The sequence below is a fragment of the Ralstonia insidiosa genome, from assembly GCF_008801405.1.
Taxonomy (GTDB): domain Bacteria; phylum Pseudomonadota; class Gammaproteobacteria; order Burkholderiales; family Burkholderiaceae; genus Ralstonia; species Ralstonia insidiosa.
In genome coordinates, this window is sequence record NZ_VZPV01000001.1 from 2,359,274 (window position 1) to 2,382,213 (window position 22,940).

Sequence of the window (22,940 nt, forward strand, 5' to 3'; positions counted from 1 at the left end):
TCGGGCTTCCCGCAACCGGCACTCAACGCGCCGGCCTTGGGAGACGGCCTTACACCGTCATGATTTCCTTGTCTTTCTCGGCAACCAGCTTGTCGATCTCGGCGACGAACTTGTCGGTCAGTTTCTGCACGTCGTCGCCACCGCGACGCTCGTCGTCTTCCGAGATGGCCTTGTCCTTGACCAGCTTCTTGAGCTGTTCGTTCGCATCGCGGCGCAGGTTGCGCACGGCGACCTTGGCGTCTTCGCCTTCGCCCTTGACGACCTTGGTCAGTTCCTTGCGGCGCTCTTCGGTCAACGCGGGCGTCGGGACGCGGATGATGTCCCCCATGGTGGCGGGGTTCAGGCCCAGATCCGCCTCACGGATGGCCTTCTCGACGGCTTGCACCATCTTCTTTTCCCACGGTTGCACGCCGATCGTGCGCGCGTCCACCAGCGTCACGTTGGCGACTTGGCTGATCGGCACCATCGAGCCGTAGTAGTCGACTTGCACGTGATCGAGCAGACCGGTGTGGGCACGGCCAGTACGGATCTTGGCCAGATCCGTCCTGAGAGCCTCGATCGACTTCTGCATCTTCTGCTCGGCATTCTTCTTAACATCGGCGACGCTCATACTTCCTCCGAACGATAACGGCGGTCTGCCGGACATACGCCCCGGAATTCGACACAGGGCACCGGCAAGACCAAAAAGACAATAGGCGATTTTACATGGAAGCCGCTCGCCAACGCCATTTACACGGGGTCAGCGAGCGGTAAAAAAGGCGCTGACAAGGCAGCTAGGCTACCTGCCTCAGACGTGCACCAGCGTGCCTTCGTCTTCACCCAGAATCACACGCTTGAGCGCGCCCGGCTTCTGGATCGAGAACACCTTGATCGGCAGCTTCTGGTCGCGGCACAGCGCAAAAGCGGTTGCATCCATCACCTGCAGGTTGCGCGAGATGGCCTCGTCGAACGTGATGGTGGTGTAGCGGGTGGCGCTCGGGTCCTTCTTCGGGTCAGCGGTGTAAACGCCGTCAACCTTGGTGGCCTTGAGAACGATCTCGGCACCGATTTCCGAGCCGCGCAGCGCCGCTGCAGTGTCGGTGGTGAAGAACGGGTTGCCCGTGCCGGCCGCGAAGATCACGATCTTGCCCTCTTCCAGCTGGCGAATCGCACGGGGGCGGATGTACGGCTCAACCACCTGGTCCAGGCGCAGCGCAGATTGCACGCGGCCTTCGAGGTTGGCGTGGCGCATGGCATCCTGCAGGGCCAGTGCGTTCATCATCGTGGCCAGCATGCCCATGTAATCGGCCGTGGCGCGATCCATGCCGGCCGCACCGCCCGCGACACCGCGGAAGATGTTGCCGCCGCCGATCACCACCGCCACCTGCACGCCCAGCTTCACGATTTCGGCGATGTCGTTGACCATCCCCTCGATGGTGCTGCGGTTGATGCCGAAGGCATCATCGCCCATCAGGGCTTCGCCGGAAAGTTTGAGTAGAACGCGCTTGTAGGCAGGCATGGAGATCCTCTTGACGATTCCTGGTACAGGAGACAGGAAAGGGGGAATGACAGCTGCGACAGACGAAGCGGGGCTTCGCTCATCTCGCAACCTTCTTGCGCGGAAGCCGTCTGGGCTCAGTTCAGCCAAACGATGCCCGCGCAAGCAGGCTGCACCTACAAACAGGGCACCTTGCGGTGCCCTGTTTGCTCGGCATTATACGATCGCGCCGATGGAGAAAAGTTGCCCTGCCGGCCTGCGCCGGCGGGCGGATCTCCGTTCCATCGAAAGCAATCGCTGCAGCATTACGCCTGTTGCTTTGCAGCAGCCACTTGGGCGGCCACTTCAGCAGCAAAGTCGTCTTGCTTCTTCTCGATGCCTTCGCCCACCACGAACAGCGTGAATGCCTTCACGGTCGTGTTGGCAGCCTTGAGCATCTGCTCAACGGTCTGCTTGTCGTTCTTCACGAACGGCTGGTTCAGCAGCGAAACTTCCTTCAGGTACTTTTGCACGCTGCCTTCCACCATCTTGGCAACGATTTCAGCCGGCTTGCCCGATTCAGCAGCCTTCTGCTCAGCAACACTGCGCTCCTTTGCGACCAGATCAGCCGGCACGTCATCTGCCGACAGCGACACCGGCTTCATGGCTGCAACTTGCATTGCCGCATCCTTGGCTGCCTCTTCGCTACCCTCGAACGCCACCATCACACCGATACGGGCGCCGTGCAGGTACGACGTCAGCGTGCTGCCTTCGTAGCGCTTGAAGCGGCGGATCGTCATGTTCTCGCCGATCTTGCCGATCAGGCCCACGCGCACGTCTTCAACCGTGGGGCCGAAGCCGTCTTGCGACAGCGGCAGTGCGCCGATAGCGGCGACGTCAGCCGGGTTGCTCTTGGCGATCAGTGCTGCCACCGAGTTGGCGAAGGCCAGGAACGAATCGTTCTTCGAGACGAAGTCGGTTTCGCAGTTGATCTCGACCAGCGCGCCGGTGGTGCCGTCCACGGCAGCCGCCACCACGCCTTCAGCGGTGATGCGCGAGGCAGCCTTGCCGGCCTTGTTGCCCAGCTTCACGCGCAGGATTTCTTCAGCCTTTTCCAGGTTGCCTTCGGCTTCCGTCAGGGCCTTCTTGCACTCCATCATCGGCGCGTCGGTCTTCGCGCGCAGTTCTGCCACCATGCTTGCGGTAATTGCCGCCATTTCATGCTCCTTGTTTCAGATCGTCGTCCGGTCGCGCACTGAAACGGTCTTTGCGTTTTCGCTTCGCGCCGGCCTGTCGTCCGGTTTCCATCCGGCCGCCCCACGAGATACGACGCGCGTGGGACATCCGCATGACAAATTAAAAAAAAGGGGCGTTTGTTACGCGCCCCTGTTTGGCTTTCACCTTTGATGCAGCGCGTTTGCAGTGCATCATCGATATGGCCTGACGCACTTCCCGCTCGGCAATGCGGCGGGCGCGCGCCTTCTTGTGATTTAGCCTTCCTGGACTTCGACGAAGTCGTCGCCACCACGAGCGGCTTCCACGACTTCCTGGACCGCGTTGGCACGGCCTTCCAAGATCGCGTCGGCCACGCCGCGCACGTACAGTGCAACAGCCTTGCTCGAGTCGTCGTTACCCGGGATAACGTAGTCAATGCCTTCCGGCGAGTGGTTCGTGTCAACCACGCCGATCACCGGAATACCCAGCTTGGCAGCTTCGGTCACGGCGATCTTGTGGTAACCAACGTCCACCACGAAGATGGCGTCCGGAATGCCGCCCATGTCCTTGATACCACCGATGGACTTGGTCAGCTTGTCCATTTCACGCTCGAACATCAGCGCTTCCTTCTTGCTCATGGTGTCGGTCGCGCCAGCTTCCTTGGCGGCTTCCATGTCCTTGAGGCGCTTGATCGAGGTCTTGACCGTCTTGAAGTTGGTCAGCATACCGCCGAGCCAGCGGCTGTCGACGAACGGCATGCCTGCACGAGCGGCTTCCTCAGCCAGGATCTCGCGCGACTGACGCTTCGTACCGACGAACATGATGGTGCCCCGGTTGGCTGCCAGTTGGCGCACGTACTTCAGTGCGTCCAGGTACATCGGCAGCGTCTTTTCCAGGTTAATGATGTGAATCTTGTTGCGATGGCCGAAAATGAAGGGGGCCATCTTCGGGTTCCAGAAGCGGGTTTGGTGGCCAAAGTGGACACCGGCTTCCAGCATTTCGCGCATGGTTACGGACATGAAATTCTCCAGTCGGGTTAGGTCTAAAGCCGCCTCAGACATCCCTCGCATGCGATACGACGGACACCCGCGGTGAAGCGGCTCGCGATTTCAAGCAACACCAGCCACATGGCCGGCAATCTGCTCAGCCAGCGATTATAGCCCCAAAAACCCAATCAACTCAAGACCTTCCGAGCATTGACGCAGGACGGACCGAGACCAGCGCCGGATGCCCAAAAACCCCGTCCGGGCCGCTTTGGTGCGATAATTCATGCTTTAGATACATCGTGGCGCCTTGCGCGCCCACATGCAGAAAAAGTCACAGCATGGCCGTTACCATTCACACCGCCGAAGACATTGCGCACATGCGCGTGGCCTGCCGGCTTGCGTCCGAAGTCCTGGATTACATCACCCCGTTCGTCAAACCGGGGGTGACCACGGGCAAGCTGAACGAGTTGTGCCATGCCTACATGCGTGACGTGCAAGGCACTGTGCCGGCGCCCCTCAACTATGCGCCGCCAGGCTACCCCCCCTTCCCCGCCTCGATCTGCACGTCGGTCAACGACGTGATCTGCCACGGTATTCCGACCGACAAGGTGCTCAAGAACGGTGACATCGTCAACCTGGACATCACCGTCATCACCAAGGAAGGCTATTACGGCGACACCAGCCGCACCTTCATCGTCGGTGAGGGCTCGATCCTGGCCAAGCGTCTGACGCAGGTGACGTTCGAGTGCATGTGGAAGGGCATTGCCGCCGTGCGCCCGGGTGCGCGCCTGGGCGACATTGGCCACGTGATCCAGCAGCACGCCGAAGCCGCCGGCTACAGCGTGGTGCGTGAATATTGCGGCCACGGCATCGGCAAGGTGTTCCATGCGGACCCGCAGATCCTGCACTACGGCCGTCCGGGCACTGGCATGGAACTGAAGGCCGGCATGATCTTCACGATCGAACCCATGATCAACGCGGGCAAGCGCGACATCCGTACGATGCCCGACCAGTGGACCGTCAAGACGCGTGACCGCAGTCTGTCGGCCCAATGGGAGCACACCCTGCTGGTGACGGAAACCGGCTATGAAGTGCTGACCGTATCGGCACTGACGCCACCGCCACCGGATTTCGTGCACGAAGGTACGCCGGCTACGGCCTGATTGAACCAAGCGGTGCGCCCACCCACGAGCGCACCGCAGCGGCCGGCCCAGCGTCGGCCCGACTCTTGCAGCGACCGGACATTTCCTCCGGTCGTTGTTTCATTCACGCTCCATTCATGCATACCGCCGCTGCCGTCAACCCCGAGATTTCACCGCGCGACACCCTGAAGGCCGAACGTACGCACTTGTTTGCGCAGTTCGATCAGCACGCCAACGTGCACCAACTGGTGACCAAGTTGGCCCGCGCAGTGGACCACGCTTTAGTGCAGCTCTGGCAGGACGAACAGATGCCTGCCGATTGCGCGCTGATTGCGGTGGGCGGTTACGGGCGCGGCGAGCTGTTCCCGCACTCCGACGTCGACATTCTCCTGCTGCTGCCGCATGCCGCAGACCAGGCGCCCGACGCGTCTCTCCAGGCACACCTGGAGGCATTTATTGGCCGGTGCTGGGACATGGGACTAGATATCGGCTCATCGGTGCGCACTGTGGACGAATGCATCCACGAAGCCACACAGGATGTGACGGTACAGACGTCGCTGCTGGAAGCGCGCCTGCTGACGGGCGACGAGGGCCTGTACCGCACGTTCGAGACGCACTACCAGGGCCACCTGGATGCCACCGACTTCTTCCAGTCCAAGCTGCTGGAAATGCGCCAGCGGCACGCCAAGTACCAAGACACACCCTACTCGCTCGAGCCAAACTGCAAGGAAAGCCCTGGAGGCCTGCGCGATCTGCAGGTGATTCTGTGGATGACGCGGGCGGCGGGCTTCGGGTCGAGCTGGAACGAGCTGCTTGCCAACGGGCTGCTTTCGCGCCGTGAAGCGCAGGAACTGGCAAGTAACGAGCGCCTGCTCAAGACCATCCGTGCGCGCCTGCACATGCTGGCAGGACGCCGCCAGGACGTGCTCGTCTTCGATCTGCAAACACAGCTGGCCGAGGCCTTCGGCTACCGCTCGACCACCGCCAAGCGCGCCAGCGAGCAGATCATGCGCCGCTACTACTGGGCGGCCAAGGCGGTCACGCAGCTCAACACGGTGGTGCTGCAGAACATCGAGGCACGCCTGTTCCCGACCGAGCTTGGCATCACGCGCAAGATCAACGAGCGCTTTGTCGAGCGGCAGGGGATGCTGGAAATTGCCGACCCCGACCTGTATCAGCGCGAGCCGACGGCCATCCTGGAGACCTTCCTGCTGTACGAGCAGGTGCGCGGCATCAAGGGGCTGTCCGCCAATACCCTGCGCGCGCTCTACAACGCCCGCACGCTGATGGATGTGAAGTGGCGCAAGGACCCGGCCAACCGCGCACTGTTCCTGGAGATCCTGCAGCAACCGCAGGGCATCACCCACGCGCTGCGCCTGATGAACCAGACGAGCGTGCTGGGGCGCTACCTGCTCAACTTCCGGCGCATCGTCGGGCAGATGCAGCACGACCTGTTCCACGTCTACACGGTGGATCAGCACATCCTGATGGTGGTACGCAACATCCGCCGCTTCGCCATCGTCGAGCACACGCACGAGTTCCCGTTCTGCAGCCAGTTGATGGCGAACTTCGACAAGCCGTGGGTACTGACCATCGCTGCGCTGTTTCACGACATCGCCAAGGGACGCGGCGGCGACCATTCCGTGCTCGGCATGACCGATGCGCGACGCTTCTGCAAGGACCACGGCCTCGCCAAGGAAGACAGCGACCTGATCGTCTGGCTGGTCGAGCATCACCTGACCATGAGCCAGGTGGCACAGAAGCAGGACGTGGGCGACCCCGATGTGATTCGCCGCTTTGCCGATCTGGTAGGCAATGAGCGGCGCCTGACCGCCCTGTATCTACTGACGGTGGCGGACATTCGCGGCACCAGCCCCAAGGTGTGGAATGCGTGGAAGGGCAAGCTGCTTGAAGACCTGTATCGCATGACGCTGCGTGCGCTGGGCGGTGCAACCACCGACCCGCACGCCGTACTTGAGGGTCGCAAGGAACGCGCGCGCGCCCTCCTGCGCCTGGCCACGGTGGAAGACACCGCGTACGACGCCCTGTGGAAACAGCTCGACGTGGGCGTGTTCCTGCGCCATGGCGCAAGCGACATCGCTTGGTTCACGCGGCATTTCCATCACCGAATCGACACAACCATCCCGATCGTGCGGGCCCGCATCTCACCGGTGGGCGAAGGGTTGCAGGTGGCGGTGTACTCGCCCGACCGGCCCGACCTGTTCGCACGCATCTGCGGCTACTTCGAGCGCAAGAGCCTGACGATTCTCGATGCCAAGATCCACACCACCAAGCACGGCTACGCGCTCGACACCTTCCAGGTGGCCGACACGGGCACCGGCCTGGTGGAGCCCGGCCATTACCGCGACATCATCACGCTGGTCGAGCACGAACTGGCTGAGCAGATCTCGCGCGAAACCGCCCTGCCCGAACCGCCACGCGGACGTATCTCGCGGCAGTCGCGCAGCTTCCCGATCAAGCCGCGCGTCGATCTGCGCCCGGATGAGCGTGGGCAGTACTACCTGCTGTCCATCTCGGCCACAGACCGCACCGGCCTGCTGTATGCCATTGCCCGCGTGCTCGCCCACCATCGCGTATCGGTGCACACCGCGCGCATCAACACGCTGGGCGAACGCGTGGAAGATATTTTCCTGGTCGACGGCGCACGCCTGACCCAGGACACCAAACTGCAGCTCGCGCTGGAAAGCGAGCTGCTTGATGCGCTCGCCATCTGAGCGCCAGCCTTACCGGTCTTGATTCATGACTACCGATTCTGACGATTTCCCGGGCGACGACGACAAGCGCCGCAGCGACCCGACCCAACGTGCCACCCGCCCGGGCAAGCGCACCACGCTCGGCGTGCGCCGCGACGATGAAGGCAACGCGGTACGCGCCACCGGCAAGCCGCTGCGTGCGTCCGACCTGAACCGCGACCGCCTGCCGCTGCGCCCGTCGCAACGTCGCCCCGAGCCGGCCGAGGGTGAGCGCAAACCGCGCCCACCGCGCCGCGACAGCAACAACGACAGCGGCCAACCGCCGCGTCGCGCGCAAAGCGATCGCCCGCCGCGCCGGTTTGACGACGAACGTCCGCCGCGCAAGTTTGGCGACGACCAGCGCCCGCCGCGTCGCTCCGATGACAGGCGGCCACCGCGCCGTTTCGAAGATCGCCCACCGCGCCGGTTCAGCGACGATCAACGTCCGCCACGTCGCTCCGATGACGAGCGTCCGCCGCGTCGCTTCGAAGATCGCCCGCCGCGCCGGTTTGATGACGAACGCCCGCCGCGCAGGTTCAACGACGAACAACGTCCGCCCCGTCGGTTTGACGACGAGCGTCCACCGCGTCGTTTCGAAGATCGCCCGCCACGCCGGTTTGACGATGAACGCCCGCCACGCCGGTTTGACGATGAACGCCCACCGCGCCGGTTTGACGACGAGCGCCCGCCGCGCCGGTTCAACGACGATCAACGTCCGCCCCGTCGCCCTGACGACGAGCGCCCGCCGCGTCGCTTCGAAGACCGTCCGCCACGACGCTTCGATGACGAGCGCCCGCGTCGTTATGGCGACGATCAACGCGCTCAGCGTCGTGATGGCGACCAGCGACCACCGCGTCGCTTTGACGATGAGCGCCCGCCCCGTCGATTCGACGACGACCAACGGCCGCCGCGTCACTATGGCGACGACCGCCCCCCGCGCCGTTTTGACAACGACCGTCCGCCGCGTCGCTTTGAAGAGCGTTCGCAACGTCCGGAGCGTGAAGAGCGCGCCCCCCGCCGCACCGAGCAAGAGGCACCACGCCAAGCCCCGCAAGCCGACGAGAGCGGACTGGTCCGCCTGTCCAAGCGCATGTCCGAGCTGGGCCTGTGCTCACGCCGCGAGGCCGATGAGTGGATCCCACGTGGCTGGGTGCTAGTGGACGGCGAGCCCGTCACCGAGTTGGGTTCGCGTGTGAAGCCGGATGCGATCATCGAAATCCATCAGTCGGCTCGTTCCGAGCAAGGCGAACGTGTGACCGTGCTGCTGCACAAGCCGGTCGGTTATGTGTCTGGCCAGGCGGAAGACGGTTACCAGCCGGCTGCCGCGCTGTTCGTGCCGGAAAACCAGTGGGAAGAAGACCCCACACGCAAGCGCTTCGCACCGTGGCAACGCAAGGCGCTGGCTCCGGCCGGCCGCCTCGATATCGACTCCACGGGCCTGCTCGTGCTGACGCAGGACGGCCGCGTGGCGCGCCACCTGATCGGCGAGGATTCAACGGTCGAGAAGGAGTACCTGGTGCGCGTGGTGTGGAATTCACCGGAAGGTCCGGTGGAGCACGACATCTCCAAGGTCTTCCCGGAAGAGTTGCTGGAAAAGCTGCGCTTTGGCCTGTGGCTCGATGACGAAGAGCTCAAGCCCGCAAAGGTGAGCTGGCAGAACGAGGAGCAGTTGCGCTTCGTGCTGCGCGAAGGCAAGAAGCGCCAGATCCGCCGCATGTGCGAACAGGTGGGTCTGGAGGTGGTTGGCCTCAAGCGCATCCGCATGGGCCGCATCGTGCTGGGCGACCTGCCGGTCGGCCAGTGGCGCTTCCTGGGGCCGTTCGAGAAGTTCTAAGGCACGCGCTGCCCCAAATAAAAAACCGGTCAACGCACAATGCGCTGACCGGTTTTTTTATGGCCGCTGCAGCTAGATCAACGCTGCGGCGCCTGACAGGCTGCACCGGTGGTGTTGGCCGATGCCGGCGTGCCGAACACGGCCTGCGCACCGCAACGCGAGCCGAACATCTTCGCCTGATCATGCCCCACGCCGATCACCTCGTGCGACTGGTGATTGATGCGCTTGCGCGGGCCGGCCAAGTGACGCTCGTAGCGCCAGTAGTTGCGGGCGCGGTCCAGTCGCGTCGGGCCTTCGGCTTCGGCACCGCAGGTCTTGTCGAGCACGCGGTGGTTCGGGTCGTTGTCGCTCGTGCCAACCAGATACGTCACGTGGCGCTGTGCATAGCGGCTGAACAACACCTTGCCACTCTTGCCGGCCGCATACGGAACCATGTCGACCATGCCGTACTTGTAGTGATCGTAGTCTGGGCAGGTGCGGGTGCTGTAGCGGGCGAAGCCCTTGCCCTGCGGCCGGTCCGGCGTGAAGTACAGATACGACGACGGATTGGCGATGACGTAGTTCAGGTCGATGCCCCGCTTGCGGATGCCCTCGTCCACGTTGTTAAGCACGGCGTAGCGCTGCACGATCTGGCCGCCGCCCGAGTGGCCAGCCACCGTCACGCGTTTGACGTTGGGGGCGCGCGCCGGGTCGGTCACGTAGCTGATCAGGTCGTCCAGCACCTTTAGCGAGCTCAGCTCGGTGTACGGCGCATTGGTCGCATTGAAACCGCCGATCCAGCCGTCCACCGACCACACCGGCATACCGTCGAAGCCCTTGCCCGCATCCGGCTCACCGGGAAAATTCGGGGCAATCAGCAGGACTTCATCGGGATTGCGGCCGCTCGCCGCGAGCAGATCAACACCAGCTTTGTAGTAGTCGTTGCCGTTGCGCTGCAGACCATGCTGCACGAGCACGACTTCGCGGATGCCGCTCAGGTCGCCATTGAGCGGATGGTTGGCGTAGACCGGGAAGTCGTAGGCAGCGGCATCGCTGCCCAGATGCACGCGTTGCCAGACCGGGCCCTGAGGCTTCTCAGCAACCGGTGCGGCGGCCGTGTCCGTCGCCTGCGGACCGGCGCACGCCGCCAATCCAAGCAAGGCCACCGCGGCCATCCCAAGCGCCAGCCGGCGCCACCCCTTCAAACCATCACGCTTCATATCATCTCCGTCGTGGATGAAAAATGCACCCACCCGCCCCCACGGACGGGTGCGGCGCTCCCACAGTCACGATCCGCCGTCGGCTCAGTCGTCGTGATTTGCAGGCAGTTCTGGAAACAGGATTTCGGTAAAGCCGAAGCGGGTAAAGTCTTTCACGCGCATGGGGTACAGCACGCCCTGGAGGTGGTCGCATTCGTGTTGCACGACGCGCGCGTGGAAGCCCTCGGCAATGCGGTCGATGGTGTGGCCGTGCTGGTCAAAGCCGGTATAGCGCAACCGCGTGTAGCGTGGCACCACACCGCGCAGGCCTGGCACCGACAGACAGCCCTCCCAGCCTTCTTCCGTCTCGTCGGTCAGCGGCTCGATGGTCGGGTTGATGAGCACCGTCTTGGGCACCGCTGGCGCATCCGGATAGCGCTCGTTGCGATCGAATCCGAAGATGACGACCTGCAGGTCCACGCCGATCTGCGGCGCCGCCAGGCCGGCGCCCCGCGCGGCGTCCATCGTGTCGAACATGTCTTCAATCAGCGCGGTCAGCTCGGGCGTACTGAAGCGTTCGACCCGTTTTGCCACGCGCAGCAGGCGGCTGTCGCCCATTTTGAGGATGTTTCGGATCATGCCGAGTCTCCAGCCTATTTCTGGCTATTTTTGCAACAGCGCGAGCATACCCGCTTCGTCCAGAACCTTCACCCCCAGCTCTTCTGCCTTGGCGAGCTTGCTGCCAGCCTCTTCACCGGCGATGACGTAGTCGGTCTTCTTCGATACCGAGCCCGACACCTTGGCGCCAGCAGCTTCCAGCATGGCCTTGGCATCGTCGCGCGTGAGGTTGGGCAGGGTTCCGGTCAGCACCACGGTCTTGCCGGCAAGGACACCCTCTTGTGCAGCCTCGACCGGCATGGCAGCGAGCAGTTCGTTGCGCAGTGCATCAAGCTGCACGAGTTGCGCACGATGATCATGCGCGCCCAGCCATTCGAGCAGCGATGCGGACACGTCCGCCGGTAGGCCGGCCAACTGCCCGGTTTCCACGGCCGCCAATTGCGCAAGCGTGGGGGCCGCCACCGCCAACTGCTTGGCGCGCGTAGCCGTCAACTTGGGCACGCCGAGGGTGGCATACAACTCGGCCGGCTCCAGTTTCTCGCGTAGTTTGGCGCTGGGCGCATGCTCACCCTGGGGGGTGACGCCGGCTTCGAGCAGCGCATCCAACGCCTGCTGATTCTTCGGCTCGGCAAAGAAATCGGCGATGGCCTCCGCCACCGTGGCGCCCACGTCCGGCAACGCCAACAGCAATGGTGCCGGCGCACGCCGGATCATGGCCAGACTGCCCAGCCAATCGGCAAGTGTCTTGGCGGTTGATTCGCCCACGTGGCGAATACCCAGCGCAAACAGGAAGCGCGCCAACGGCGGCGTCTTGCTGGCCTGGATACCCTCAAGCAGGTTCTCCGCCCACTTGGTGGCGATCTTGCCGGCAGCAACGGTCTCAGGGGTCACGCCATCGCGCTCGTCGGCGCGGCGCTTCATCTCGAGAAGATCTTCGAGCTTGAGCTTGTACAGATCGGCGATGCCATGCACGTAGTCCAGCTCAACCAGGTTGTCAATGTAGCGCTCGCCCAGGCCCTCAATGTCCATCATGCGGCGGCCGGCAAAGTGACGGATCGCTTCCTTGCGCTGCGCCGAGCAGAACAGGCCGCCCGAGCAACGCGCCACCGCTTCGCCCACTTCGCGCACCACATGCGAACCGCATACCGGACAGGTCTTCGGCAACTCGAATGGCGGGTACTTGGGCTGCTGCTGTGGGTTGAACAGGTCGCTGCCCGGCACGTCATCCATTGGACGACGGTCGAGCACCACGCTCACCACCTCGGGGATCACGTCTCCCGCACGACGCACGATCACGGTGTCGCCTACACGCACGTCCTTGCGGCGGACTTCGTCTTCGTTGTGCAGCGTCGCATTGGTGACTGTCACGCCACCAACAAACACGGGCACCAAACGCGCCACCGGCGTGATGGCGCCCGTGCGGCCCACCTGCACGTCGATCGATTCGACGGTGGTCAATGCTTCCTGCGCCGGATACTTGTGCGCCACCGCCCAGCGGGGCTCGCGCGTGCGAAAGCCCAGTTCGCGTTGCAATGCCAGGTCATTGACCTTGTAGACCACGCCATCAATATCGAACGGCAGGCTGTCGCGCTTGGCACCAATGGCGGCGTGGAATTCGACCAGGCCTTCGCCGCCCTTCACTGCCGCACGCTCCTTGCTGACCGGGAAGCCGAACACCTGCAGCGCATCGAGCATGCTGGAGTGCGTCTTGGGTAGGCCACCCCAGCCGACCACTTCGCCCAGGCCATAGGCGAAGAACGACAGCGGGCGCTCGGCGGCCATCTTCGGGTCAAGCTGACGCACCGCACCGGCAGCGGTGTTGCGCGGGTTGACGAAGGTTTTGTCGCCGCGCTCACGCTGACGGGCATTGAGCTTCTCGAAATCGTCGCGGCGCATATAGACCTCGCCGCGGACTTCCAACACCTCGGGCACAGACCCGTCCACAGGCGTAAGCCCCAGCGGAATCTGGCGGATCGTACGGATGTTCTGCGTGACGTCTTCGCCCGTGGTGCCATCACCGCGTGTGGCTGCCTGCACGAGAAAGCCGCGCTCGTAGCGCAGGCTGATCGCCAGGCCGTCGAACTTCAGCTCAGCCGCGTATTCGACAGGCGGATCGGTCTCATCGAGGCCAAGCTCACGGCGCACGCTGGCATCGAACGCACGGGCGCCGTTGGCGGTGGTGTCGGTCTCCGTGCGGATCGACAGCATCGGAATGACATGCCGGACCTGCGCGAACTCCGGCAGAATCGCCCCGCCCACACGGAGCGTGGGGGAGTCGGGTGTTTTCAGTTCCGGATATTCAGCTTCCAGCGCTTCCAACTCACGGTACAACCGGTCGTATTCGGCGTCCGGCACACTGGGCTGGTCGAGCACGTAGTACTCGTGGGCATAGCGGTTGAGCGTGGCGCGCAGCCACGCTGCCCGCGTCTCGGGCCGGTCTTTCGAGGACGGTCTGGACGCGGGTTCTGCGGTCTTGCTCATGGGAAATGGGGAACGCGTCAGTGGCTGAACAAGCGCACCGCGGCGCTGGAACCGGCGGGCACGCCGCGCGATTCAAGCTTGTCGTACAGCACCCGCAGATGCTTCTGAATGGCAACGAAGGACTGCTCCGTCAACGGACGCAGGTTGTCGTCCACCACCTGCGCGCCCATACGCTGAGACAGCGTGTAAGCGTACTCACAGACCAGTTTGAACGGCTTGGATGCCTCTTCAGCCACTGGCACGTCAAGCAGCAGCGTGATCTGGCGGCCGCCCTTGACGGTTAGGTCATCGCGCAGGAAGTTGGTGTCGCCAAACTGCAGCGTGAACAGCGCGCGCTGCACGCCGTCGGTGCCGGCGTGGTAGCGCGTAAAGCGCGTGCCATCGCGCGAGAGCACGAGGCCATCTTGCGTGGCCACGGTCTGCACGTAGGCGGCCGACCATGGTGCGCCGTCGGAGATCACGCTCACGCCAAGCTGCACGTCGCACTCGGCGGCAAACGCGTCAAGCTCGCGCGCATTGGCGATGGTCTCGTTCATGTCGGGCAACTCGGGCGCGGCATCCGCTGCGTCCGACAGCGGGTCGATCGCGTTGATGAACTCCGAGAACTCCAACGCGTTGAGCGGGCCGGTGCGGTTAGCCAGTTGCACGGCCACCTGCAGATCCAGGTAGCGCTGACCGGCGCGAATGGCTTCCCAGGCGTTTGCCGCCGGGTTCAGGCCTTCCACGTGGATCTGCTTGGTCCCTGCGCGGCGCAGCTTGGACAGCGCCGGCAACAGGCGATCGCCCGACACTTCGCGCTCGGGGTGCAACGAAACGATGCAATCGATCAGCGGGTCGATCACGCCGTTGGCCGGCTCCAGCGAGCCGGGTGCGGGCTCGACCGCCTCTTCAGCTTGACCCGTTTCAGCAGCTTCCCGCGCAGCCTCTTCGCTGGTGGGTGTGAGTTCAGCGCCGATCACGCCAGCTTCGGTTTCCGCGCTGCCGGTGGACGGTGCATGCGGTTGCGATGCGAGGCCGGGTTCCAGTCGCGGCTCGACGCGACCAGCCTCATCTCGCTCGCCACCCAGCGCCGGTTCGTGGCGCTCGTTTCCTGTCCAGCCTTCACCGCGTGGGGCCTCGTCAACAGACGGGTTGTAGGCTTCCGGACGGCGTGCCTTGCGAATCTGCCACTGGTTGTAGACCACGATCACCAGTACGAAAACAACACCAGCGCCCAGCAGCGCCATGACCAGGTTGTTGTCTTGCATTTACGCGGCCTCCGCCATGGTCAGTGCGGCATCCATATCCACCGCCACGATCCGGGACACGCCTTGTTCCTGCATGGTCACACCGATGAGCTGTTGCGCCATTTCCATCGCAATCTTGTTGTGAGAAATAAAAACGAATTGGGTCTTGTCGGACATGCGCTTGACCATGTTGGCGTAGCGCTCGGTGTTGGCGTCGTCCAGCGGCGCGTCCACCTCGTCCAGCAAGCAGAATGGGGCCGGGTTCAACTGGAACATCGCGAACACCAGCGCAATCGCGGTCAGCGCTTTCTCGCCGCCCGACAGCAGGTGAATCGTCGAGTTCTTCTTGCCCGGCGGTTGCGCCATCACCTGCACGCCGGCGTCGAGAATCTCTTCGCCGGTCATGATCAGCTTGGCCTGGCCGCCGCCGAACAGCGTCGGGAACAGTTCGCCAAAGTGATAGTTGACCTGGTCGAACGTACCTTGCAGCAGTGAGCGCGTTTCCTGGTCGATCTTGTGGATCGCGTCTTCCAGCGTGGTGATGGCGTCGTTCAAGTCGGCCGACTGCGCATCAAGGAAGCCCTTGCGTTCACGCGCAGCAGCCAGCTCATCCAGCGCAGCCATGTTGACCGGGCCCAGCGCATTGATGGCGTTGTTGATACGCGTGACTTCACCTTGCAGGTACGAGGGCTTGAGGTCGCCCGTCAGACGCTCGGCCAGCGCAGCTTCATCCACGTTGGCCGTGGTGAGCTGCTCGGAGAACTGCTCCTGGTTCAGGCGCGCGGCCTGTTCCTTCAATTGCAGTTCGGTGATGCGGTCACGCAGCGGTTGCTGGGCGCGCTCGGCAGTCAGGCGCTGCTCATCGAAGGCACGCAACTGGGCCGTCAGTGCATCCAGTTCAATGCGCGCTGCGCCGAGCTTTTCTTCCTTCTCGGCTCGGCGCTCCAGCGCTTCCTGCAGGCCGGTGTGCGCGGTCTGCTCATTGATGGTTTCGAGTTCGGCGCGGGCGTTTTCCAGCGTCAGCACAATCTGCTGTGCTTGATCGCTCGCCACCTGGATGTTGCGCTTCAGTTCTGCAATGCGGTTCTGCAGATTGCGCTCGGCAAAGTGCGCCTCCTGTGCGCCGCGCTCCTGATCGCGCAAGGCATTGCGTGCATCGCTCAGGCGAACTTCGAGCGCCTCGAACGCCTGCTGGTTGTCTTCAAAGCGCGCCTGCAGATCGGCGAGTGCCGCGTCGTGCTGCTCGAAGGTCGCTTCGGATTCGGCGCGGATGGCACGCTGCTCTTCGATCTGTGCACGGATCTCTTCCAGCTCGCTGTCGATCTGGCCGCTGCGGGCGTTGTAGCGCTCCATGGCCTGCGAGAGCTTGAGCACGTCCATCTGCAGCACGTGCACACGGCGCGTGGCCTGATCAGCGCGGGCCCGCACATGCAGCAGTGCCTGGCTGGCCTGGGTGTAGGCCGCATCTGCACGCACAGCGGCGCTCTTGGCCTCATCCGACAGCAGCATCTGCGCACGCACCTGCTTCTGCAGGTTCTCGATTTCCTGCGCGCGGGCCAGCATGCCGGCCTGCTCGGAATCGGGCGCATACAACTGCACCGATGAACGGCCGATCAAGTGCCCGGCCTTGACGACGAACGTACCGCCTTCCGGCAGCGTCGGACGCTCGGTGAGCGCAGCCTGCATGTCGTCAGCGATGTAGACGTCGGCCAGCCAATCCTGCAGCACGGCACGAATGCCCGGCTCGGTCACTTGCAGCAGCGACATCAGCGGACGCAGCCCGGCCGGCGCTTCCACCGGACGCGCAGCCGGCGGCGGCGCATAGAACGCCAGCTTGGCGGGCGGCGCGTCAGCGGCAAACGCCTTGATCCAATCGAGGTTGGAAACCTCCAGCGCGCCGAGTTTCTCGCGTAGCACGGCTTCGAGCGCGGGCTCCCAGCCCTGCTCGATCTGCAGCTTCTTCCAGAAGCGCGGCAGTTCGCTCAGTTCATGCTTGGCAAGCCACGGCTGGACCTTGCCGTCGGTCTGCACGTTTTCCTGCAGTTGCTTGAGCGCGGCAAGACGGGCTTCCAGGCTGGCGATGGCGGCGGCTTCCGATTGCACGCGCTCCTGCGCGGCACGGCGCGCCTCGTCGAGCTGCGGAAGCTGCGTCTCGGCGTCTTCCAGCGCAGCCTGCGCTTCGGCCAGCACCTCTTCCTGTTCGGCCAGCTCGGCACGCAGTGTTTCGAGCTGCACGTCGTCCGGCTTGTCGAGGCCGGAGGATTCCTGCGACAGACGTTCGCGGCGCTGCTGCAGTTGCAGCAAGGCCTGATCGGCGTTGCGCTGGTGCGCGGCTTCTAGCTTGAGCGCTTGCTCCGATTGCAGGATGGCGGCGCGCTGGTCGTTCAGCGCGGTCTGCGCATCGCGCCATTGGGCCTCCAGGCTGGGCAGCTCGTCCGACTTGCGAGCGACTTCCTCGGCCGCCTGCGCAGCGCGCTCCTCGGCCATGGCGAGTTCCTCTTCGGCCGCGGCCAGGTCTTCCTGCGCCTGATCGCCCTGCGTGTGCCATTGATCCTGCTGCGCGGTCAGCGTGGCGATCTGCTGCTGGATGCGGTTGCGCGACTCCACCACGTAGCGGATCTCGGCTTCCAGGCGGCTGACTTCGGCGTTGGCCTCGTACAGCGCGCCCTGTGCGGCGTGCATGGCGTCGGACGATGCGTAGTGCGCAACGCGCATCGTTTCCAGCTCAGCCTCGATGTGGCGCAACTGCGCGGTCTGCGCTTCGAGATCGATCTGCGCCTGTTCGATGGCGCGCTGATGGCGCTCCTGCTCGCCTTGCGCCTCGCGCTTGCGCAACAGCCACAGCAGATGCTGCTTTTCTTCGCCGTCGGCCTGCAGAGCCTGGAAGCGCTGCGCAACTTCAGCCTGGCCTTCAAGCTTCTCGAGGTTGGTGCCGAGTTCGCGCAGGATGTCTTCCACGCGCGTGAGGTTTTCACGCGTGTCGGACAGGCGGTTTTCGGTTTCGCGGCGGCGTTCCTTGTACTTGGACACGCCCGCAGCTTCTTCCAGGAAGATGCGCATGTCATCGGGCTTGGCCTCGATGATGCGCGAGATCATCCCCTGCCCGATGATGGCGTAGGCGCGCGGGCCCAGACCCGTGCCGAGGAAGATGTCCTGGATGTCGCGGCGGCGCACCGCCTGGTTGTTGATGAAGTACGACGAGGTGCCATCGCGGCTCAGGACGCGCTTGACCGCCACTTCGGCGTACTGGCTCCACTGGCCAGCGGCGCGGCCTTCGGCATTGTCGAACACGAGTTCGACGCTGGCCCGGCCAGCGGGCTTGCGCTGCGTGGAGCCGTTGAAGATAACGTCCTGCATCGATTCGCCACGGAGTTCCGCGGCGCGTGATTCGCCGAGCACCCAGCGCACGGCGTCGATGATGTTGGATTTACCGCAACCGTTCGGGCCGACGATGCCGACGAGCTGGCCCGGAACATGGAAATTGGTCGGATCGACGAAAGACTTGAAGCCTGCGAGCTTGATCGAGGAGAGGCGCACGTTGAGGTCGTCTCGAAGGGATCAGTAAGAGTGATGAAGCGGGCGCCCGAGACTTGCGCCGTCGCAATCACGTCAACGCCACGGGGCGCGGGATTGCAAGGCGCGCGCCGGGGGCGCGGATGGCGTCATCATACCATCGGGCACCCAGGCTCCAGCCAATACGAATGGCACAAAAATGGACGAAATTTGCGATCCCAGAAGGCAAATTGCTGAGGATTTGTCAGCAATTTCACCTTTCGGACATGCCGGCATCAATCCGGCCTGCGCGTGCGGGAAATATCCGGGCTGGCCAGCCACTCCAGCAATGCCTTGTGCAGCGCAGCAGCGTCCTGAATTTGTGGCGCATGGCCCGCCTCCGGAAACTCCACCAGCGTCGCACGCGGAATCGCCTTGGCAGCAGCCCGACCCAGTTCCGGGTAGTTGCCCAGGCGGGCGCGCACTTCCGGGGGCGCCGTGTCCTTGGCGATGGCGGTGGTGTCCTTCTGGCCGATCAGCAGCAGTGTCCAGGGGCGCACTTGGCCGAATTCGTACACCACAGGCTGTGTGTAGATCATGTCGTACAGCAGGGCCGAGTTCCAGGCCACAAGGTCTCGCCCCGGCCCGCGATACATGCCGGCCAGCATCTGCACCCAGGGCTCGTAGTCGGCGCGCCATTGGCCCGCGTAGTAAGTGGATTGCTCATACGCGCGAATACGGTCGGCGCTGGTCTGCTTCTCGCGTGCAAACCACTGGTCGACCGCCATGGGCGGCACACCCTTGGCCTTCCAGTCTTCCAGGCCGATCGGGTTGATCATCACCAGCCGCGAGACTTCGGTCGGATACATCAGCGCATAGCGCGTGGCCAGCATGCCGCCCGTCGAGTGGCCGATCAGGATGGCCTGCTGAATGCCCAGCGAGGCCAGCAGCGCATGCGTGTTACTCGCCAGTTGCTGGAACGAATACTGATAGGCGCGCGGCTTGCTCGATTTGCAGAAGCCGATCTGGTCCGGCGCGATCACGCGATAGCCGGCGCCCGTCAACGCCTGGATCGTGCCTTCCCAGGTGGCCGCGCAGAAGTTCTTGCCGTGCAGCAGCACTGCGACCTGACCGTTGGCCTGCTCGGGCTTGACGTCCAGATAGGCCATCTCCAGCGCGTTGCCCTGGGATTCAAACTTGAATAGGTGGACCGGTGCCGGATAGTCGAAGCCCTCCAGCCGGGGGCCATACGCGGGGCCGTTCTCAGCAGCAGGTGCGGCTTGGGCGGACACACCCGACATTGCCAAGGCGGCAACCAGCGCAACGGAAATCGAGCGAAGCAACATCAGCACACTCCTTGATGGATTCGTGGAACGCCAGAGCTACTTGCGCCGCGACAACCCCGACAGCGCGCCCGCCAGAATGATGCACGCGCCGCCCACCATTTCCTGCATCGACAAGCGCTCAGACGTAAGCAGCGCCGACGACACGGCCGCCACCACAATCTCGAATAGCATCAGCAGCGCGGCGCGATTGGCCGGCAGCCGCTGCAAACCGCGCTGCACCATGGCATTGCCGCCCACCAGCACACATGCCATACCGAGCAGCAGCATCCACGTGTTGGGTTGCGCGATTGCGGCGGGCACCGCCTGCACACCGTCGAGCAGAACTGCCGCCGGCAAGCCCACCAGGGCAGAACCGGTAAAGACGACCACGGTACGCATTTCCGGCCGCATGGTCGGGTGACGCTGCCCCGCCAGGCGCGAGAGCACGTTGTTACACGCGAAAGCCAAGCCGGCAATCAGCCCCGCCCATTCCGCCGCCGAACCCGGCCACGGCGTACCGGCCCGCCCCGACCACAACATCAGCATGGCTCCCGACAAGGCCAATGCGAGCAAAACACCGCCGCGCAGCCCCAGGCGTTCATGCAGCCAAAAGCGCGCCAGCAACGCCGTCCACACCGGCGTGAGATAGAACAGCAGCAGCACACGCATGACCGTACCGTGCACCGTGCCCCAGACGAAGCCTGCATTGGTGATGCCCGCTGCCAGCCCCAGCGCCGGGATCACCCAAGACCATTGGAAAGTGGGAAAGTGGCGCCGCAGCACCACGGCCGCGATCACGGCGGCCACGGCACCCGTCACCGAAGAGGCCAGCATGCTGCCCAGTCCCCAGCCAGCGAGCAGGCGGTACGGATACCAGGAAATCCCCCAGACCGAGGCACCCACGAGGATGAACAGTGCCGCCGTCCATTGCGGCTCGTGATGGGTGGCGCCGTCTGCTGAGGGCGCCGAAGAGGCAATCGTTGTCATGAATCCAATAAAAAACGGCGGAAAACCGCCGCTTCCTGCAATGTCCGGGGTTGAGCGGGTTTTCTTGGGGCAGCCAACACACGTTGGCCGTATAATTTCGGGCTTCCCGCCAAGCGCCACGCTGGCTCACCCAACCCGCCCCGCACCGTGAATCCGCGCCTGTCCGCCCTGCAGCCGTATCCGTTCGAAAAACTGAAAGCGCTCGTCAAGGACGTGACGCCCAGCGCCGCGCATACGCCGATCAGCTTCGGCATCGGCGAGCCCAAGCACCCGACGCCAGCGCTGATCAAGGATGCGCTCGTCGCCGCGCTCGGTGGGCTGGCGAATTATCCCACGACGTTGGGTTCCGATGCACTGCGACAGTGCATCGCCGCATGGCTGGAACGCCGCTACGGTCTGCCGAAGGTCGATCCGGCCACCGAGGTCATCCCCGTCAACGGTTCGCGCGAGGCGCTGTTCTCGTTCGCCCAGACCGTGATCGACGGCAGCAAGCCCGGCGCGCGCGTGCTGTGCCCGAACCCGTTTTATCAGATCTACGAAGGCTCGGCGCTGCTGGCCGGCGCGACGCCGCTGTTCGCCAACAGCAACCCGGCGCGCAATTACGCGCCCGATTTCGCAGCCATCACGCCGGAAGAGTGGCGCAACGTGCAGCTCGTCTTCGTGTGCAGCCCGGGCAACCCAACGGGTGCCGTGCTGACGCTGGAAGACTGGAAGCAGCTCTTCGCGCTGTCGGACGAATACGGCTTCATCATCGCGTCGGACGAGTGCTATTCCGAAATCTATTTCGACGAGGCCAACCCGCCGCTGGGCGCACTGCAGGCTGCGCACCAACTGGGCCGTGGCTTCGATCGGCTGGTGATGTTCTCCAGCCTGTCCAAACGCTCCAACGTGCCGGGCATGCGCTCGGGCTTCGTGGCGGGTGACGCCAAACTGCTCAAGGCCTACCTGCTGTATCGCACGTATCACGGCAGCGCGATGAGCCCGTCAGTGCAATCCGCTAGCATCGCCGCATGGAACGACGAGGCCCACGTGCGCGACAACCGCGCGCAATACGTCAAGAAGTTCCAGCAGGTCACGCCGATGCTGGCCGAAGTGCTGGACGTCGCCCTGCCTGACGCGGCCTTCTACCTGTGGGCCAACGTCAAACGCACGGGCCTGTCGGACACCGAATTCGCACGCCAGTTGCTGGCTGCCAAGAACGTTGCCGTGCTGCCGGGCAGCTACCTCGCCCGCGAGGCGCACGGCACGAACCCGGGCCAGGACTACGTGCGCATCGCGCTGGTGGCGGGTGTGGACGAATGCCTGGAAGGCGCGCGCCGCATTGTCGAGTTCTGCCAGCAACGCTGATCCCTACCCCTTTTTTTGAATCTCTCCTAGAGCCAACAAGCCATGACGCAACAACTGCAATCCCTGATCGATCAAGCGTGGGAAGACCGCGCCAACCTGTCGCCCAAGGCCGCTCCGGCCGACGTTCGTGAAGCTGTGGCCAACGTGATCGGCCAGCTCGACAAGGGCGCGCTGCGCGTGGCCGAGAAGAAGGACGGCGAGTGGATCGTCAACCAGTGGATCAAGAAGGCCGTGCTGCTGTCGTTCCGCCTGGAAGACAACGCGCCGATGGCTGCCGGTGGCTTCACGCAGTTCTACGACAAGGTGCCGAGCAAGTTCGCCAACTACACGGCTGAAGATTTCGCCGCGGGCGGCTTCCGCGTGGTGCCGCCGGCTGTGGCGCGCCGTGGCTCGTTCATCGCCAAGAACGCCGTGCTGATGCCGTCGTACGTGAACATCGGCGCCTATGTGGATGAAGGCACGATGGTCGACACGTGGGCCACCGTCGGCTCGTGCGCGCAGATCGGCAAGAACGTTCACCTGTCGGGCGGCGTGGGCATCGGCGGCGTGCTGGAGCCGCTGCAGGCCAACCCGGTCATCATCGAAGACAACTGCTTCATCGGCGCGCGTTCGGAAGTGGTGGAAGGCGTGATCGTCGAAGAGAACTCGGTGATCTCGATGGGCGTGTACCTCGGCCAGTCGACCAAGATCTACGACCGCGAAACCGGTGAAGTCAGCTACGGCCGCATCCCGGCAGGCTCGGTGGTGGTGGCGGGCAATCTGCCGAGCAAGGACGGCACGCACAGCCTGTACTGCGCCGTGATCGTCAAGAAGGTCGATGCCAAGACGCGCGCCAAGGTTGGCCTGAACGAACTGCTGCGCGGCGACTAAGGCCGACTAAGCTGAACGGCTGGCGTGTCG

The 22,940-nt window shown here is 64.0% G+C and carries 16 protein-coding genes; 5 read left to right on the top strand and 11 right to left on the bottom strand.

Annotated features, from left to right (window positions below):
• Positions 1-49 precede the first annotated feature (49 nt).
• The 4 genes from frr to rpsB all read right to left on the bottom strand — a co-directional run bounded on the left by frr (position 50) and on the right by rpsB (position 3,690).
• Positions 50-610 carry a ribosome recycling factor gene (gene frr / locus F7R11_RS11230; RefSeq protein ID WP_021194378.1) on the bottom strand — a complete coding sequence of 187 codons (561 nt, stop codon included), beginning with the start codon at positions 608-610 and terminating at the stop codon, positions 50-52.
• A 177-nt stretch (positions 611-787) separates the two neighbouring features.
• On the bottom strand, positions 788-1,498 hold the full coding sequence (pyrH, locus tag F7R11_RS11235; protein ID WP_009238238.1) for a UMP kinase: 711 nt from the start codon (positions 1,496-1,498) through the stop codon (positions 788-790).
• Between the two features lie 284 nt (positions 1,499-1,782).
• The gene (tsf, locus tag F7R11_RS11240; RefSeq protein ID WP_064803568.1) at positions 1,783-2,673 is read right to left on the bottom strand and encodes a translation elongation factor Ts; all 891 of its coding nucleotides are present in this window, start codon (positions 2,671-2,673) and stop codon (positions 1,783-1,785) included.
• A 273-nt stretch (positions 2,674-2,946) separates the two neighbouring features.
• Positions 2,947-3,690, bottom strand: coding sequence for a 30S ribosomal protein S2 (gene rpsB / locus F7R11_RS11245; RefSeq protein WP_021194376.1), 744 nt, complete (start codon positions 3,688-3,690; stop codon positions 2,947-2,949).
• A gap of 305 nt (positions 3,691-3,995) precedes the next feature.
• Here rpsB and map point away from each other — a divergent pair, with 305 nt between their 5' ends.
• The 3 genes from map (at position 3,996) to F7R11_RS11260 (ending at position 9,386) form a co-directional block, all read left to right on the top strand.
• Positions 3,996-4,820, top strand: coding sequence for a type I methionyl aminopeptidase (map, locus tag F7R11_RS11250; protein ID WP_021194375.1), 825 nt, complete (start codon positions 3,996-3,998; stop codon positions 4,818-4,820).
• A gap of 116 nt (positions 4,821-4,936) precedes the next feature.
• Positions 4,937-7,534, top strand: a complete 2,598-nt coding sequence (locus tag F7R11_RS11255) for a [protein-PII] uridylyltransferase (protein WP_064803570.1) — start codon at positions 4,937-4,939, stop codon at positions 7,532-7,534.
• Positions 7,535-7,559: 25 nt separating this feature from the next.
• Positions 7,560-9,386 carry a pseudouridine synthase gene (locus F7R11_RS11260; RefSeq protein WP_064803572.1) on the top strand — a complete coding sequence of 609 codons (1,827 nt, stop codon included), beginning with the start codon at positions 7,560-7,562 and terminating at the stop codon, positions 9,384-9,386.
• A 77-nt stretch (positions 9,387-9,463) separates the two neighbouring features.
• Here the strand turns inward: F7R11_RS11260 and F7R11_RS11265 are convergent, their stop codons facing one another.
• The 7 genes from F7R11_RS11265 to F7R11_RS11295 all read right to left on the bottom strand — a co-directional run bounded on the left by F7R11_RS11265 (position 9,464) and on the right by F7R11_RS11295 (position 20,693).
• The gene (locus F7R11_RS11265; RefSeq protein WP_064803574.1) at positions 9,464-10,585 is read right to left on the bottom strand and encodes a hypothetical protein; all 1,122 of its coding nucleotides are present in this window, start codon (positions 10,583-10,585) and stop codon (positions 9,464-9,466) included.
• Between the two features lie 84 nt (positions 10,586-10,669).
• Entirely contained in the window at positions 10,670-11,203 is a 534-nt protein-coding gene (def, locus tag F7R11_RS11270; RefSeq protein ID WP_021194371.1) for a peptide deformylase, read from the bottom strand.
• Positions 11,204-11,227: 24 nt separating this feature from the next.
• On the bottom strand, positions 11,228-13,663 hold the full coding sequence (gene ligA, locus F7R11_RS11275) for an NAD-dependent DNA ligase LigA (RefSeq protein WP_064803576.1): 2,436 nt from the start codon (positions 13,661-13,663) through the stop codon (positions 11,228-11,230).
• A gap of 17 nt (positions 13,664-13,680) precedes the next feature.
• The gene (locus tag F7R11_RS11280) at positions 13,681-14,910 is read right to left on the bottom strand and encodes a cell division protein ZipA C-terminal FtsZ-binding domain-containing protein (protein WP_064803579.1); all 1,230 of its coding nucleotides are present in this window, start codon (positions 14,908-14,910) and stop codon (positions 13,681-13,683) included.
• A complete protein-coding gene (gene smc / locus F7R11_RS11285) occupies positions 14,911-18,426 on the bottom strand; it encodes a chromosome segregation protein SMC (protein ID WP_064803580.1) in 3,516 nt (1,171 codons plus the stop codon).
• 251 nt (positions 18,427-18,677) lie between these two features.
• Positions 18,678-19,727, bottom strand: a complete 1,050-nt coding sequence (locus F7R11_RS11290; protein WP_064803582.1) for an alpha/beta fold hydrolase — start codon at positions 19,725-19,727, stop codon at positions 18,678-18,680.
• Between the two features lie 36 nt (positions 19,728-19,763).
• Positions 19,764-20,693, bottom strand: a complete 930-nt coding sequence (locus tag F7R11_RS11295; protein WP_064803584.1) for a DMT family transporter — start codon at positions 20,691-20,693, stop codon at positions 19,764-19,766.
• Positions 20,694-20,840: 147 nt separating this feature from the next.
• Here F7R11_RS11295 and dapC point away from each other — a divergent pair, with 147 nt between their 5' ends.
• Both dapC and dapD read left to right on the top strand, forming a co-directional pair.
• The gene (gene dapC, locus F7R11_RS11300) at positions 20,841-22,040 is read left to right on the top strand and encodes a succinyldiaminopimelate transaminase (RefSeq protein ID WP_064803586.1); all 1,200 of its coding nucleotides are present in this window, start codon (positions 20,841-20,843) and stop codon (positions 22,038-22,040) included.
• A gap of 42 nt (positions 22,041-22,082) precedes the next feature.
• Complete coding sequence (dapD, locus tag F7R11_RS11305) at positions 22,083-22,910, top strand: 2,3,4,5-tetrahydropyridine-2,6-dicarboxylate N-succinyltransferase (RefSeq protein ID WP_021194364.1); 828 nt, start codon at positions 22,083-22,085, stop codon at positions 22,908-22,910.
• Positions 22,911-22,940: the final 30 nt, after the last annotated feature.